The sequence below is a fragment of the Novosphingobium sp. ZN18A2 genome, assembly GCF_036784765.1.
In the GTDB taxonomy this organism is placed as follows: domain Bacteria; phylum Pseudomonadota; class Alphaproteobacteria; order Sphingomonadales; family Sphingomonadaceae; genus Novosphingobium.
The window spans coordinates 1,971,047-1,986,440 of record NZ_CP136651.1; the positions used below are offsets into that span (position 1 = coordinate 1,971,047).

The following is a 15,394-nucleotide window of genomic DNA, read 5'->3' on the forward strand; positions in this document are numbered from 1 at the left end:
CTAGCTGAGCATCCCCACGAACTTCTCGAACAGATAAAAACTGTCCATCGGTCCCGGCGACGCTTCGGGGTGGTATTGCACGCCGAAGGCCTTCTTGCCCTTGATTGCGATGCCGCAGTTCGATCCGTCGAACAGCGATACGTGGGTCTGCTCCACGGTGTCGGGCAGCGTTGCGCCGTCCACCGCGAAGCCGTGGTTCATGCTGGTGATCTCTACAAGGCCGGCGGTTTCGCCCCACCCCTCGCCCACTCGCTGCACCGGATGGTTCGCGCCGCGGTGGCCCTGGTGCATCTTGGCGGTCTTCGCGCCCGCCGCGATGCCCAACATCTGGTGGCCAAGGCAGATGCCGAACAGCGGAATGTCCGCATCCAGCAGTCCCTTGATCACCGGCACCGCGTATTCGCCGGTCGCCGCCGGATCACCGGGGCCGTTGGAAAGAAACACGCCCGCGGGCTTCATCGCCAGGATCGCGCTCAGCGGGGTTTCGGCGGGGACGACCGTTACCTTCGCGCCCGCCTTCACCAGATTGCGGAAGATGTTGTCTTTCGCGCCATAGTCTATGGCGACAACGTGCGGCCGGTGATCGTCCGGCGCTTCGCCGTAACCGTGGCCCAGCGTCCACACGCTGCCTTCCCAGTCGAACGGCTTTGCGTGCGTCACGACCTTGGCGAGGTCCATGCCTTCCAGCCCCGGCCATTCCTGCGCGCGTTTCAGCAGAGCGGGAATGTCGAACTTGCCTTCGGGATCGTGCGCGATCGCCGCGTTGGGCGCGCCAGACAGGCGGATGCGGCGGGTGAGCGCGCGGGTGTCCACCCCGGCAAGGCCGATCTTGCCCATTTTCTCCAGCCACGCCTGAAACGTGCCGGTTGAGCGGAAATTGCTGGGCGCGGTAATATCCTCGCGCACCACGCATCCCACCGCGCCCGGCGTATCGTGACTTTCCACGTCTTCGTCATTGGTGCCGACGTTTCCGATATGGGGGAACGTGAAGGTCACGATCTGCGCGGCGTAAGAGGGATCGGTCATCACCTCTTCGTATCCGGTCATCGCGGTGTTGAAGCACACTTCGCCCACCGCGCTGCCCACCGCGCCAAAGCCCTTGCCCCAGGCCACCGAGCCGTCTGCAAGGACAAGAACGCCCGTCGCGTCTTTCGGTTGAGGCGCGTGCGAAGATGCGGGGTCGGCCATGGACAAGGGCGCTCCGTTACGATGGGTTTTCAGCGATGTTTGCTAAGGCACCGCCGCTAGACCTCGAAGGGGCAAGCGTCAACCTAGCGAACCGCGAAAGTTTCGCTTAAATGACGTCTTTTCCGCCAAGGCGTGAAACCGTTCCAGAATGAAAGCGAAAGACACATGATCCGCGACTCGATCAAGGCCGCGCAGGTTTCGGCGATGAAGGCGGGCGACAAGCCGCGCCTGGCCGCCGTCCGGCTGATCCTCGCCAGGCTGAAGGACAAGGACATCGAACTGCGCACGGCATCGAACGTGCCGGACGACGACGCGCTTGTTACCGATGTGCTGCAGAAGATGGTCAAGCAGCGGCGCGAATCGATTGCGATGTACGAACAGGGTGGCCGGCAGGAACTGGCCGATGCCGAAGCCGGTGAGCTGGCGGTGATCGAGGAATTCCTGCCCGCGCAGATGGGCGAGGACGAGGTGAAGGCCGCAATCGAATCGATCAAGGCCGAACTCGGCGCTTCAGGCATGAAGGACATGGGCAAGGTCATTGCCGAACTGAAAGCACGCCACGGACCGCAGCTCGACATGGGCAAGGCAAGCGCGCTGGTGAAGGCGGCGCTGGCGTGACACGGCCCCTCCCGCCTGCGGGAGGGGTTTGGGGCAGGCCGTCAGGTCTCGCCCGGTTTCGCCCGCCCCCGGCCCCTCCCGCGCGCGGGAGGGGAGGATGCTGACGCCACAATGGCTGGATGAACTGCGGTCGCGCATCTCGCTTTCGGGCGTGATCGGGCGGACGACGCGGCTCACCAAGGCGGGGCGCGAATTCAAGGCGTGCTGCCCGTTCCATAACGAGAAGTCGCCCAGCTTCACCGTCAATGACGAAAAGGGCTTCTATCACTGCTTCGGCTGTGGCGCGCATGGCGACGTGATCCGCTGGATGACCGACCAGCGCGGCCTTTCGTTCATGGACGCGGTGAAGGAACTGGCAGTCGAAGCGGGAATGGAACTGCCCGCCCCCGATCCGCGCGCGGCGCGGCGGGCGGAGGAACAGAAGTCGCTGCATGACGTCATGGCCGCCGCGCAGTCGTTCTTCGTGCACGAACTCTCCACCGAAGGCGGCGCGGCGGCGCGGCGCTACCTTGAAACGCGCGGGTTTCCGGCGAGAATCGTGCAGGAATTCGGCTTCGGCTTCGCGCCGGACAGCCGCACCGCGCTGAAAGAGGCGCTGCACCAGTTCCCGCACGAAATGCTGGTGGAGGCAGGCCTTCGCATCGTTGTGGAAGACCGCGATCCCTATGACCGTTTCCGGAACCGGCTGATGCTGCCGATCCACGATGCGCGCGGACGGGTGATCGCGTTCGGCGGGCGCATCCTGGATACGGCGAAGACCGACGCGCCCAAGTATCTCAATTCGCCCGATACCCCGCTGTTCGACAAGGGGCGCACGCTTTACAACCTGCACCGCGCCGCGCCCGCCGCGCGCCGGACGGACCGGCTGGTCGTGGTGGAAGGGTACATGGACGTGGTGGCCCTCGCCGCCGCCGGAATCGCGGAGGCGGTCGCCCCGCTGGGCACGGCGCTGACCGAGCACCAGATCGAACGGCTCTGGCGCGTGGTCGAAACGCCCGTGCTGTGCTTCGATGGAGACGCGGCGGGCAAGCGCGCCGCGAAGCGCGCGGTGGAGCGCGCCCTCCCCCTGCTGCGCCCCGGCCATTCGCTTCGCATCGTCAGCCTGCCAGGCGGGATGGACCCGGACGACCTGATCAAGGCCGAAGGACCGCAAGCGATGGAGCGCGTGCTGGAAGGCGGCAAGTCGCTGGTCGAGACCCTGTGGGAGGCTGAGCGCGATGCGTCACCGCTTGTCACGCCCGAAGACAAGGCGGGTCTGAAGGCGCGCCTGCTGGACCATGTCGAGACGATCCAGCACCCCGATATCCGTTCGCTCTACCGCCGCGACCTGCTGGAGCGATTCGATTCGTTTGCCTTCGCGCGGCGCGACCGCCAGCGCGGATCGCCGCGCGGGGTTGCTCCCTGGCGCGCGGCCGCACCCCCGCCGATGCCCGCACAGGCGCGAGACAGGCTGCGGCGGATCGGCAACGGGGATGGCCTGCTGGCCGCCGTCGTCGCCGGATTTATCGCGCGTCCGGCCTTTCTGGCACGCCATGCGGAGACGCTGGCGAAGGTCGATTCGCCCGACCGGGGCTTTGCCGCGACGATCGACGCGCTCATCGAAATTTCGGAACGCACGGAACCGCTTGAAACCGCTGCACTCCATACCATATTGGCCGAACGTCGGTTGAAGGTTCCGCAACCTTCCGATTATGCCGGAATGCGGTTCGGTTTTCTGGAGGCCGGCAGCGGAAGCGGGGGCGATGAACTTGCCGAAGCGCTCTCCCTGCTGGTTGAAAGACCGGCTATCGAGGCGGCGCTGGCAGAAGCGACACGGCGCTTCGAACAGGAACTTTCAGACGAGGCCTTTGCCGAACAGCAAAGGCTTCGTGAACGAAAGCTGGCCTTCGAGGCCCGCTTGAGGCAAATGGCAAGCTCCCGCGCGGGGCAGGAATAGGTAAAACAGACGAGCGATGGCTTCGACCACCAACGAAACCGATAGCGGCGATGCTCCGCTGATCGACCTCAACGATGCTTCGATCAAGAAGCTGATCGCCCGTGCGAAGCGCCGCGGCGTTATCACGGTCGATGAACTCAACGAGGCTCTGCCCTCCGACCAGATGAGCCCCGACCAGATCGAGGACATCATGGCCGCCATCTCCGAGATGGGCGTCAACATCGTCGAATCCGACGAGGACGCGAACGATCAGGAGGATCAGGGGCCGGAAGAGATCGACGAATCGAACGACGACGACAGCGGCGGCAGCCCCAAGCCGCAGGTCGAGACCAAGAAAAAGGAAACGGTCGAACGGACCGACGACCCGGTGCGCATGTACCTGCGCGAGATGGGCGCGGTCGAACTGCTCAGCCGCGAAGGCGAAATCGCGATCGCCAAGCGTATTGAGGCCGGGCGCGACACGATGATCATGGGCCTGTGCGAAAGCCCGATCACCTTCCACGCCATCATCCTGTGGTCCGAGGCGCTGAACAACGGCGAAATGCAGCTGCGCGAGATCCTCGATCTCGACGCCATGCTGTCGAAGGAGCCTGCGCCCGAAAACCTTTCGGATGACGAGGAAGGCGAAGACGACGGCGAGATTTCCGAAAAGACGGCCGGCCCTTCCTACAAGGAAGAGGACGACGTCGAAGAGGAAGAGTCCGAGGAAGACGACGAAGACGGCCTGCGCGAACGGCGCACCCGCCAGACGGAGGACGACGACGAGGACAACACCCTCTCGCTCGCCCAGATGGAGGCGGCGCTGAAGCCCGAAGCGCTTGAGAAGTTCGCGACGATTACGGACCTTTTCCGCAAGTTCGAAAAGATCCAGGCCGCGCGCCTCGACGCGCTGGGCGCGGGCAACCCGTTCCCGCCGGCCAAGGAAAAGCAGTACCAGCAGCTGCGCGAAGACCTTACCGCGCAGGTGGAAAGCGTGCAGTTCCACGCGACCAAGATCGAATTCCTGGTCGACAACCTCTATGCCTTCAACCGCCGGCTGACCGCGCTGGGCGGCCAGATGCTTCGCCTTGCCGAGCGCTACAAGGTGTCTCGCAAGGATTTCCTTGAAAGCTACATCGGCAACGAGCTGGATGAAAACTGGCTCCAGGCGCAAAGCGGCAAGGACAAGAAGTGGGCCGCGTTTGCCGACGCCGAAGTCGAAGCGGTTGAACGCATCCGCGCCGAAATCGCCGACATCGCGGCCGCCACCGGCATGTCGCTGGGCGAATTCCGCCGCATCGTGAACATGGTCCAGAAGGGCGAACGCGAAGCGCGCATCGCCAAGAAGGAAATGGTCGAGGCGAACCTGCGGCTCGTGATCTCGATCGCCAAGAAATACACCAATCGCGGTTTGCAGTTCCTTGATCTTATTCAGGAAGGCAACATTGGCCTGATGAAGGCGGTCGACAAGTTCGAATACCGCCGCGGTTACAAGTTCAGCACGTATGCGACGTGGTGGATCAGGCAGGCGATCACCCGCTCGATTGCCGACCAGGCGCGCACCATTCGCATCCCGGTGCACATGATCGAAACGATCAACAAGCTGGTGCGCACATCCCGCCAGTTCCTGCACGAGCAAGGGCGTGAGCCCACGCCGGAGGAAATGGCCGAACGGCTTTCGATGCCGCTCGAAAAGGTGCGCAAGGTGATGAAGATCGCCAAGGAGCCGATCTCCCTCGAAACGCCGATCGGCGACGAGGAAGACAGCCATCTGGGCGATTTCATCGAGGACAAGAACGCGATTATCCCGGTGGACGCGGCGATCCAGTCGAACCTCAAGGAAACGGTCACGCGCGTGCTGGCCAGCCTTACCCCGCGCGAGGAGCGCGTGCTGCGCATGCGCTTCGGCATCGGCATGAATACCGATCACACGCTTGAGGAAGTGGGCCAGCAGTTCTCCGTTACCCGCGAACGCATCCGCCAGATCGAGGCGAAGGCGCTGCGCAAGCTCAAGCACCCGAGCCGCAGCCGCAAGATGCGCAGCTTCCTCGACCAGTAAAGCACGCTGCCAACACGAAATCAGCCAACACGAAATCAGGAGGGGCGCCGGCGATGCTGGCGCCCCTTTTCATTGCGCAGCGTCGATATCAGTGATCCGAACTGTAGACCGCGACAGTTGGCGCAATCGGGTCGAGGCGCACCCACAAGGCGATGCCCGCTGCCGCAAACAGCAGGATCGCGCTGAAGAATGTCGCCCTGCCGCTTGCCGTGATCCGCACCAGCGGCCAGGCAAGGGCGGATGAAAGCGCCAGCGGCACCACGGCGGCAAACGGCATGACCGGTCCCACCGCCTGCATCGCCAGATGCCCCAGCGTCAGCATATAGCCGATACCGATCATTGCGGCGGCGCTACCGGCCAGCGTTCCCGCCAACTTTCCCAGCCGGGATGCCGCGAGCGCCATCCCTCCCAGCAACAGTGGCACAAGGATCGGATATGCCGCCGTCGGCGCCAGCGCTTGTGCCACCGCCCCAAGCGCGAGCAGCGGTATGGCGGCACCGATCGCGAATCCCGGTGTCGTTTCTTCGCGGCGGATTCCCGTCCAGCCGGTCACCAGCGTCCACACGGCAGCGCATATCAGCAGGGCCTGTGCTTCAAGGCGCGGGATGGCGGCCAGTCGGTCATAATAATTGACGTTCGGCCCCGCGCCCGAAAGCAGGTTGAACAGCCACAGGGCCACGCCCGCCCCGGCGACGAGCAGCAGCAGCGAGGCGAATCCGCGACCCAAGGCGCCAGCCCGCGTGCGCTTCCAGCCCCCGATGGCATAGCCGGCAATGGCCAGCCCCAGGATCGCCCATCCGAATGCTGCCGCGTAATGCACGAAAACCAGACCGAACAGGTCGAAGAAGACAAGGTCGGGCGCCCTGCCCGGCAGCTTTTGCGCCGAAAGCAGGCCGCGCGCGATATCCAGCACCTGCCGCCCCATGTCCTGCATCGCCCCCTGGTCCAGTGCCGCGGGCGTCGCGGCGGGCGAATGATAGAGTTGCGGCCTGCCGATGAATGCGAAGTTGAATCCGGGAAGCCCGACGGCCTTCGATTCGGTCATGTCGGTATCGTTGGGCAGCACCTTGTAGACGAACACGCTCAACGAACTGGCCACCGGGCGATGCACGCTTCGCGCGAACAGGCGCATCATCACGCCGTTATCCTCGCCCGTCTCGAACATCGAGGTGCGCCCGCCCCCGCCGCGCGCCTCGGTATTTACGACCACGCCCACCTTCTTGCGCAAAGGATCTGCGCTGAAGAAACCGTGCGCGCCGTCCAGCCCCAGTTCCTCGCCATCGGTGAACAGCACCATCAGCGTGCGCCTTGGCCGCCCCTGCGAAAGAATCGCGCGCGACGCTTCCAGCACGGAGGCAACGCCCGCGCCATCGTCCGCAGCGGCGGGAGACCCCCAAACACTGTCGTAATGCGCCATCAGCAGAACCGCGGGCATCGCGGGATCGGTGCCCGGATAGGTCGCGACGATATTGACGAGTCGCGGGGAGGGAACGGCTTTGCCGCCCTGCCGGTCCACCGCCTTGCGTCCCGTTGCGGTCAACGGCACGGGGTGCGTGACGACATGGAAGCCCAGGCTTTCCAGACGCTTGACCAGGTATCCGCGGATGCGCTCGTGGTCCGCGCTTCCGGCCGGGTGTGGGACGCGACCGATCGCCTCGATATCCGCCATGGCGCGGCCCGCCGAAAATTCGCGCGGTGGAGCGTTGGCCGGGAGCGGTCCGGGCGGAGTCGTCCCTATGACCGCAAGCGCAAACGCACCGCACAACGCAATCAGAAACGCGAACCAGTTACGCATGTCGAATGTCCCCCTCGCCCCTCGCTGCACCCCCCGCGTAGGGCCAAGGCGCGCGTTTGGCGAGAGCAATGCCGGCCCGTCCACAGGGCGGGCAACCGCAATGCGGTCGAAAGTGGCAGGGTAGGCCTGCCCAAGACTCGCCATATGACGAAGTCGCGACTAAGGGGTGCCCAACGATTCCCCGTGCAGGACAGGCCCACGCTCATGCGCATTGCCATTGCATCCGACCACGCCGCGTTCGACCTCAAGGCCGAACTGCGCGAATACCTTATCGAACTGGGGCACGAGGTCGCCGACCTTGGGCCGGAAACCGCCGACCGGGTGGACTATCCCGATTTCGGATACAAGCTCGCCTCGGTCGTCGCAGATGGCACCGCGCAATTCGGCGTTGCCCTGTGCGGTTCCGGCATCGGCATCTCCATGGCGGTCAACCGCGATCCCGCCTTGCGCTGCGCGCTGGTTTCCGAACCGCTTTCCGCGTCGCTCGCGCGTGAGCACAACGATGCCAACTGCATCGCCATGGGCGCGCGGCTGATCGGGCTGGATATGGCCAAGGCGTGTCTCGATGCGTTCCTGAGCACTGAATTCGGCGGCGGACGCCATGCCGGCCGCGTTGAAAAGCTTTCCCACCCCGCAATCTCGCAGGAGACCGCCCGATGAGCACCGCCGCAGCCTCACAAAAGGTCCGTTCCTCGGGATTCTTCACGTCTCACCTGGCGGACGTCGATCCAGAGGTGCACGCGGCGATCCGGGGCGAGCTGAAGCGCCAGCAGACCAAGATAGAGCTGATCGCCAGCGAGAACATCACCAGCCTTGCGGTGCTGGAAGCGACCGGTTCGGTTTTCACCAACAAGTATGCCGAAGGCTATCCGGGCAAGCGCTATTACGGCGGCTGCGAATATGCCGACGTGGTAGAGACGCTGGCGATCGAGCGCGCGAAGAAGCTGTTCGGCTGCAATTTCGCCAACGTCCAGCCCAATTCGGGCAGCCAGATGAACCAGGCGGTGTTCCTTGCCCTGCTTGAACCGGGCGACACCTTCATGGGGCTGGACCTGAACTCTGGCGGACACCTGACGCACGGATCGCCCGTGAACATGAGCGGCAAGTGGTTCAATCCCGTGCCCTATGGCGTGCGCCCTGACGACCACCTGATCGACATGGACGATGTTGCCCGCCTTGCCCGCGAACACAAGCCGAAGCTGATCATCGCCGGCGGCACCGCCTATTCGCGCATCTGGGACTTCCCGCGCTTCCGCGAGATCGCGGACGAGGTCGGCGCGTGGCTGCTGGTCGATATGTCACACTTTTCGGGCCTTGTGGCGGGCGGCGCGCATCCTTCGCCCTTCCCCCACGCGCATGTGGTGACCACCACCACGCACAAGAGCCTGCGCGGGCCGCGTTCGGGCGTGATCCTTACCGATGACGAGGCGCTGGCCAAGAAGCTCAACAGTGCGGTTTTCCCGGGGATGCAGGGCGGCCCTCTGGTTCATGTAATCGCAGCCAAGGCGGTGGCGTTCGGCGAAGCGCTGAAGCCCGAATTCAAGGCCTATGCCCAGCAGATCGTCGATAACGCGCGGGCGCTTGCCTCCAGCCTTCAGGAACAGGGGCTGGCCATCGTTTCGGGCGGTACGGACAACCACCTCATGCTGGTTGACCTTACGGCGAAGGACGTGACCGGCAAGGCGGCCGAAAAGGGCCTCGATCGCGCCTGGCTGACCTGCAACAAGAACGGCATCCCGTTCGATACGCGCTCACCATTCGTTACCTCCGGCATCCGTCTCGGCACGCCCGCAGGCACGACGCGCGGATTCGGCACGGCCGAATTCCGCACCATCGGTGAGCTGATCGCCGAAGTAGTCGACGGAATGTCGAGAAACGGCGACGAAGGCGATGGCCAGGTCGAACAGCGCGTGCGAGACCGGGTGGCGGACCTTTGTGACCGCTTCCCGATCTATCCGGAGATGTGAATATGAACGACCGCGAACCCGATCTTGCCGCCCGCGCCATGGATGAAGCCAAGGCGATGGCAAAGGAAGGCATGGGGCACCCCAGCACCAGGCCTGTGCTGATCGGAACCGCGGTGGGTGCCGTTGCGGGCGCCCTGCTCCCGGTGGTTTCGGTGCCGCTCGGCATGGTTGCCGGCGCGGGGTTCGCGTTCTGGCAGAGGATCAAGCGATAAACGATGCGTTGCCCGTTCTGCGCCCATGAAAACAGCCAGGTAAAGGATAGCCGGCCCAGCGAAGACAACGCGGCCATCCGGCGGCGGCGGCAATGCGAAAGCTGCGGCGCGCGCTTTACCACGTTCGAACGCGTGCAGTTGCGCGAAGTGATGGTTCTGAAAAGCGGCGAAAAGCGCGAACCTTTCAACCGCGCCAAGATCGAGAACAGCGTAACGCTGGCCTGCCGCAAGCGCGGAATCGCGCAGGAACGGCTCGACCAGCTGATTTCGGGCATCCAGCGTCAGATCGAGACGATGGGCGAAGGCGAGGTCCGCGCCCAGGCGATCGGTGAAATGGTGATGGAGGGGCTGCGCCAGCTCGACAGCGTGGCCTATATCCGTTTCGCCAGCGTCTATCGCGACTTCACCGAAGCGCGCGATTTCGAGGAATTTGCAAGCTCCGTTCGCGAGGTCGGCGGATCTTGAACCCGGCGCCGGTCATCGTGCTGGTGCGGCCGCAGCTTGGCGAGAATATCGGCAAGGCGGCCCGGGCCATGCTCAATTTCGGGCTGACCGAAATGCGGCTGGTCACGCCGCGTGACGGATGGCCTAATCCATCGGCCGGTCCCGCCGCATCGGGTGCGGATATCGTGCTGGAAAACGCGCGGGTGTTCGAAAGCGTGGCCGATGCGGTTGCGGATTGTGCCCACGTCTATGCCACCACCGTGCGCAAACGCGGCGTTACGAAGCCGGTCCAGACGCCGGAGGAAGCGGCGCGCGCGATCTCCACCCAACCCGGGCGAAGCGCATTCCTGTTCGGGCCTGAGCGGTCGGGGCTCGAAACGGACGACGTCGCGCTTGCAAGAACGATTGTGACGGTGCCGATCAATCCCGAATTCGGATCGTTGAACCTGGCCCAGGCGGTGATCCTCTGTGCCTATGAATGGTCAAAACATGCCGCGCTTGCGCAGCCGACGGTGGAAGACCTTCTTCCCCCTGCCCCGCAGGACGAGTTTGAAGGGATGTTCGAACAGCTTTGCAAGCTGCTGGAACCAAAAGGCTATTTTCTTCCGGAAAGCCGTGCCGCATCCACTCGTCGCACCTTGCGCACGATGCTGACCAAGCCGGCCTGGAACCATCTTGAAATCCGCACCCTGCGCGGTGTGCTGTCCGCCATGGCGCGCGGACCGAAGGAATAGACCTCCGCCTATTCCCCGGACGAGCGCAGCCGTTCCCAGGCCTGGCGTTCATACGCCATCGATGCGTCCACCAGCCTGTCCCAGAAATCGCCGACCAGACCGACGGGCACCCCCTGTTCGAATGCCGCGCGCCGGGCGGACATCACGTGGGCGCGGTGGGGCGCCTCATCCGCGATGGCGCTGTGATCCTGCTTGAAGCGTGCAGCGGCCCGCATATAGGCGAACCGCCGCGACAATTGCGCGATGATTTCGCGGTCGATCTGCTCTACGCCCGCCGTCACATCGGCAAGGCTCTGGCAGTCCTCCGGCTCGGGCGCCCCCATGCTCATCGGGCCAGTTTATCGCGATTGTTTGCGCCTTGCTATGCCCCCTGCGCTTGACAAATCCGGCAATGGCGCTAGTTGCGCGCCTTCACTTCGAACCCGCCATTGCGGCGGACAACGTTCGATTGGCCCCGCACCCCGGTGAAGCGGTGGCCGCGTCCGGAAACGGTCCGGACGGTGCGATGCCGGGTTCAAGCGGGGCGAATCGTCGCCCGGCCAGCAAATTGGAGGCATGCGCCATGTCGAAGCGCAAGGCATCGAAGTACAAGATTGACCGCCGTCTGGGCGAAAACATCTGGGGCCGCCCGAAAAGCTCGGTCAACAACCGCAGCTATGGCCCCGGCCAGCACGGCCAGCGCCGCAAGAGCAAGCTTTCGGACTTCGGCATCCAGCTGCGCGCCAAGCAGAAGCTCAAGGGCTATTACGGCGACGTGACGGAAAAGCAGTTCAAGCGCACCTACCAGGAAGCGTCGAAGATGAAGGGCGATACGGGCCAGAACCTGATCGGCCTGCTCGAACAGCGCCTGGACATGGTTGTGTATCGCGCCAAGTTCGCGCCGACGATCTTCGCTGCCCGCCAGATCGTTTCGCACGGCCACATCCGCGTGAACGGCGTGAAGTGCAACATCGCCAGCCGCCGCGTGCGTCCGGGTGACATCGTCAGCCTGGGCAACAAGGCCAAGGAAATGGCGCTGGTTATCGAAGCGCAGTCGCTGGCGGAGCGCGAGATTCCGGAATACGTGGCGACCGACGGTACCGACAAGGTCACCTTCGTGCGCGTCCCGACGCTGGACGAAGTGCCCTATCCGGTGAAAATGGAACCGAACCTGGTCGTCGAATTCTATTCGCGCTGATCGGTTCGACCGGAACGAAATTGCAAAAGGCGGGGTGTTTGCCCCGCCTTTTTCTTTGGCCGGTCGTCATGGAAGCGTCAGGGCGGCGCTACCGGCGTTGGTAATCGCGCCGGAAATCGCTTGCGAAGGCGGCAAAGCGGTCGTCCGCAATCGCATCGCGCATCGCCTGCATCAGTTGCTGATAGAACCACAGGTTGTGCTCGGTCAGCAACATGGCGCCCAGGATCTCGCCCGACTTGTGCAGGTGGTGGATATAGGCGCGCGAATATCTGGCGCAGGTGGGGCAGGCGCAGCGATCGTCAATCGGGTCCAGATTTTCGGCGTGTTTTGCGTTGCGCATGTTCAGCGTGCCGTTCCACGTAAACGCCTGCGCGGTCCGGCCCGAGCGTGTCGGAAGAACGCAATCGAACATGTCCACGCCGCGTTCCACCGCGCCGACAAGATCATCGGGCTTGCCAACGCCCATCAGGTATCGCGGACGGTCGGCGGGCAACTGGCCGGGCGCGAAGTCCAGCGTTGCGAACATCGCTTCCTGCCCCTCTCCCACGGCAAGCCCGCCGATCGCATACCCGTCAAACCCGACCTCCGCGAGCTTGACGGCGCTTTCTCCGCGCAATTGCTCGTCCAGCGCACCCTGCTGGATACCGAATAGGGCGGCGCGCGCCGCGTGCTCTCCGCCCGCGTCGAATGCGTCGCGGCTTCGTTTCGCCCATCGCATGGACATTTCCATCGACCGCGCGATCTCGTCGCGCGGGCGGTCTGCGCGCGGGCATTCGTCAAAGGCCATGACGATATCCGAACCGAGCAATCGCTGGATCTCCATCGATCGTTCGGGGCTCAGCATATGCCGCGACCCGTCAAGATGGCTGGCGAAGGTCACGCCGTCCTCGGTGATCTTGCGCAAGTCCGCCAGGCTCATCACCTGGTATCCGCCGCTGTCCGTCAGGATCGGCCGGTCCCAACCCATGAACCTGTGCAGACCGCCAAGCCGCGCGATGCGTTCCGCGCCGGGACGCAGCATCAGGTGATAGGTATTGCCAAGGATGATGTCCGCGCCCGATGCGCGCACATCCTCTACCTTCATGGCCTTGACCGTGGCGGCTGTGCCCACCGGCATGAAAGCCGGCGTGCGGATATCGCCGCGCATCATCGAAATGGTGCCGGTGCGCGCCTTGCCGGACGTCGCGTGGATCGAGAACGAGAAACGGGTGGTCATACGTCCGCCCGCCCCTAGCCGCAGCCTGGCCATTCGTCGAGATCAGCCGATACCGAATATGCCTTGCAAATGGACCGGCGCCAGTATGGCCGGAGCCGGTCCGCAATCGACTCTGTCCGGAACGCATGGTCCGGTTGTTCTGCGGCGCCTTTCACGGCAGCAGCAGGCTGGCGTCACCATAGCTGTAGAAGCGGTAGGCATTGACGATTGCGTGCGCATAGGCGGCCTGCATCCGCTCCAGCCCCATCAGCGCGCTGACCAGCATGAACAGCGTGGATCGCGGCAAGTGGAAGTTGGTCATCAAGCCGTCGATCGCGCGGAAGGTATAGCCCGGCGTGATGAAGATCGACGTATCGCCTTCAAACGGGCGGATCACCTTGTCTTCGCCTGCCGCGCTTTCCAGCACGCGCAGGCTGGTTGTGCCCACAGCGATCACGCGATTTCCGGCAGAGCGCGCCGCGTTGAGCCGCGCGGCGACGTCAGCGTCAATCCGCCCCCATTCCGCATGCATGGCATGGTCCGTGGTGTCATCTGCCTTTACGGGCAGGAACGTGCCCGCACCGACATGCAGGGTAAGCGTTTCGTGCCCGATCCCGGCATTTTCCAGCGCCTGCATCAGGCGCGGCGTGAAATGGAGCGCGGCCGTGGGGGCGGCCACGGCGCCTTCCTTTTGCGCGAACATCGTCTGGTAATCGCTGCGGTCGGCCTCGTCCGTGCCGCGCTTGCCCGCGATATAGGGCGGAAGCGGCATCTGCCCCGCCCGTTCCAGCAGGACTTCGACCGGCTCTTCGCCTTCGAACGCGAACATCCAGCTTCCGTCCGCAAGCCGATTTTCCGCGATGGCGGATACGCCTTGCGGAAATTCCACGCGGTCCCCTTCGCGCAGGCGCTTCGCATTGCGGACGAATGCCTGCCAGCGACGCAAGTCGACACGCTTGTGCAGCGTTGCCCCTATCCGCGCCTCGCCGCGTCGGCCTTCCAGTTGCGCCGGGATAACGCGGGTGTCGTTGAACACCAGGATATCGCCCGGCCGAAGCACATCGGGCAGGTCACGAACCGTCCGGTCGGCGAACGGCGCGCTCCCTTCGGCCACCAGCATGCGCGCGCAATCGCGCGGGCGGGCGGGCCGCAGGGCAATCCGCTCGGCAGGAAGGTCGAAATCGAAAAGGTCAACGCGCATGGGCGCGCCGATAGCGCAACAATCCGCTCAGTTCGAGAGCGGCTTGTCGAGCATGTCGGGGGTAACCGTCTCTTCCGGCGCCGCTGCCTTCGGCGCAGGCGGCGCCTTGTGGTCGCTGGCGATCGACGCCTGCAGGATGCGCGTCGGGTTGGCCGGCGGTTCGCCCCGCGCAATGGCATCGACATATTGCATGCCCGAGATCACGCGCCCGAAGTTGGTGTATTTGTGGTCCAGCCCGAAGCGCGGATAGAACATGATGAAGAACTGGCTATTCGCCGAATTCGGATCATCGGTACGCGCCATCGAAACCGAGCCGCGCAAGTGCGGCGCTCCGTTGAATTCCGCCTGAAGATCGGGAAGTTTCGAACCGCCCTGCCCCGTGCCGGTGGGGTCGCCGGTCTGTGCCATGAACCCGTCGATCACGCGGTGGAATATTATGCCGTCATAAAAGCCCTGACGGGTCAGCGTCTTGATTCGCTCCACCGTCCTGGGCGCCCACTTGGGTTCAAGCCTGATCGCGACGCGCCCACCGTCGGACAGATCGAGCAGAAGGATGTTTTCGGGATCGTCCTTCATGTTGAAGTCGACGTGCCAGAAATCGGTCGTTGCAGCCGTGGGACGCGGCGCCTCTGCCGGTGCAGCCGCGGCCGGGGCTGCGGCATCACTGGCAGGGGGGCTGGCGGCCGGGCTGGCAGCGGGTTGCGCGGCCGCTGGCGCGCTGTCCTGCGCCATCGCCGGCGTTGCGGTGAAGGCGGCAAATGCAAGAACGGCAGGGCCGATTGCAGCAAGGAAACGCGTCAGCATCGGGGACTTTCCATTTTTCATGTCGCAGGCGCGGATAGGGCGGTCACGCTGTCCTTGCAATGAACGATTGTAGCGGCCAGGGCCC

15 protein-coding genes are annotated in these 15,394 nt (G+C 64.3%); 9 read left to right on the plus strand and 6 right to left on the minus strand.

What is annotated here, in order from left to right:
* Positions 1 to 1,188 (minus strand): glutamine-hydrolyzing carbamoyl-phosphate synthase small subunit, encoded by a 1,188-nt coding sequence (carA, locus tag RXV95_RS09480; protein ID WP_338465807.1) that lies wholly within the window; start codon positions 1,186 to 1,188, stop codon positions 1 to 3.
* A gap of 165 nt (positions 1,189 to 1,353) precedes the next feature.
* On the opposite strand from carA, the gene RXV95_RS09485 reads away from it, so the two are divergent.
* The 3 genes from RXV95_RS09485 to rpoD all read left to right on the plus strand — a co-directional run bounded on the left by RXV95_RS09485 (position 1,354) and on the right by rpoD (position 5,780).
* On the plus strand, positions 1,354 to 1,806 hold the full coding sequence (locus tag RXV95_RS09485; protein ID WP_338465808.1) for a GatB/YqeY domain-containing protein: 453 nt from the start codon (positions 1,354 to 1,356) through the stop codon (positions 1,804 to 1,806).
* 97 nt (positions 1,807 to 1,903) lie between these two features.
* Positions 1,904 to 3,742, plus strand: a complete 1,839-nt coding sequence (dnaG, locus tag RXV95_RS09490; RefSeq protein ID WP_338465809.1) for a DNA primase — start codon at positions 1,904 to 1,906, stop codon at positions 3,740 to 3,742.
* 16 nt (positions 3,743 to 3,758) lie between these two features.
* Positions 3,759 to 5,780, plus strand: coding sequence for an RNA polymerase sigma factor RpoD (gene rpoD, locus RXV95_RS09495; RefSeq protein ID WP_338465810.1), 2,022 nt, complete (start codon positions 3,759 to 3,761; stop codon positions 5,778 to 5,780).
* Between the two features lie 88 nt (positions 5,781 to 5,868).
* Here rpoD and RXV95_RS09500 read toward each other — a convergent pair whose 3' ends face one another.
* A complete protein-coding gene (locus RXV95_RS09500) occupies positions 5,869 to 7,449 on the minus strand; it encodes a M28 family peptidase (RefSeq protein ID WP_338465811.1) in 1,581 nt (526 codons plus the stop codon).
* A gap of 330 nt (positions 7,450 to 7,779) precedes the next feature.
* Here RXV95_RS09500 and rpiB point away from each other — a divergent pair, with 330 nt between their 5' ends.
* From rpiB to RXV95_RS09525, 5 genes are read left to right on the plus strand one after another with little or no spacing between them, the layout of a single operon-like run.
* A complete protein-coding gene (rpiB, locus tag RXV95_RS09505) occupies positions 7,780 to 8,235 on the plus strand; it encodes a ribose 5-phosphate isomerase B (RefSeq protein WP_338465812.1) in 456 nt (151 codons plus the stop codon).
* On the plus strand, positions 8,232 to 9,542 hold the full coding sequence (glyA, locus tag RXV95_RS09510; protein ID WP_338465813.1) for a serine hydroxymethyltransferase: 1,311 nt from the start codon (positions 8,232 to 8,234) through the stop codon (positions 9,540 to 9,542). Before rpiB ends, glyA begins: the two co-directional genes overlap by 4 nt.
* Before the next feature lie 2 nt (positions 9,543 to 9,544).
* Positions 9,545 to 9,754, plus strand: coding sequence for a hypothetical protein (locus RXV95_RS09515; RefSeq protein WP_338465814.1), 210 nt, complete (start codon positions 9,545 to 9,547; stop codon positions 9,752 to 9,754).
* Between the two features lie 3 nt (positions 9,755 to 9,757).
* Positions 9,758 to 10,219: a transcriptional regulator NrdR gene (gene nrdR / locus RXV95_RS09520; protein ID WP_338465815.1), complete on the plus strand. Its 462-nt coding sequence runs from the start codon at positions 9,758 to 9,760 to the stop codon at positions 10,217 to 10,219.
* On the plus strand, positions 10,213 to 10,932 hold the full coding sequence (locus RXV95_RS09525) for an RNA methyltransferase (protein ID WP_338468542.1): 720 nt from the start codon (positions 10,213 to 10,215) through the stop codon (positions 10,930 to 10,932). Before nrdR ends, RXV95_RS09525 begins: the two co-directional genes overlap by 7 nt.
* Before the next feature lie 8 nt (positions 10,933 to 10,940).
* Here RXV95_RS09525 and RXV95_RS09530 read toward each other — a convergent pair whose 3' ends face one another.
* The gene (locus RXV95_RS09530; protein ID WP_338465816.1) at positions 10,941 to 11,261 is read right to left on the minus strand and encodes a chorismate mutase; all 321 of its coding nucleotides are present in this window, start codon (positions 11,259 to 11,261) and stop codon (positions 10,941 to 10,943) included.
* 233 nt (positions 11,262 to 11,494) lie between these two features.
* Between RXV95_RS09530 and rpsD the strand changes: the two genes are divergently transcribed.
* On the plus strand, positions 11,495 to 12,109 hold the full coding sequence (gene rpsD / locus RXV95_RS09535) for a 30S ribosomal protein S4 (RefSeq protein WP_338465817.1): 615 nt from the start codon (positions 11,495 to 11,497) through the stop codon (positions 12,107 to 12,109).
* An 88-nt stretch (positions 12,110 to 12,197) separates the two neighbouring features.
* Here the strand turns inward: rpsD and tgt are convergent, their stop codons facing one another.
* The 3 genes from tgt to RXV95_RS09550 all read right to left on the minus strand — a co-directional run bounded on the left by tgt (position 12,198) and on the right by RXV95_RS09550 (position 15,309).
* The gene (tgt, locus tag RXV95_RS09540; RefSeq protein ID WP_338465818.1) at positions 12,198 to 13,325 is read right to left on the minus strand and encodes a tRNA guanosine(34) transglycosylase Tgt; all 1,128 of its coding nucleotides are present in this window, start codon (positions 13,323 to 13,325) and stop codon (positions 12,198 to 12,200) included.
* A gap of 151 nt (positions 13,326 to 13,476) precedes the next feature.
* The gene (gene queA, locus RXV95_RS09545) at positions 13,477 to 14,505 is read right to left on the minus strand and encodes a tRNA preQ1(34) S-adenosylmethionine ribosyltransferase-isomerase QueA (protein ID WP_338465819.1); all 1,029 of its coding nucleotides are present in this window, start codon (positions 14,503 to 14,505) and stop codon (positions 13,477 to 13,479) included.
* A gap of 27 nt (positions 14,506 to 14,532) precedes the next feature.
* Positions 14,533 to 15,309 carry a peptidylprolyl isomerase gene (locus RXV95_RS09550; protein ID WP_338465820.1) on the minus strand — a complete coding sequence of 259 codons (777 nt, stop codon included), beginning with the start codon at positions 15,307 to 15,309 and terminating at the stop codon, positions 14,533 to 14,535.
* Between the last annotated feature and the right edge of the window lie 85 nt (positions 15,310 to 15,394).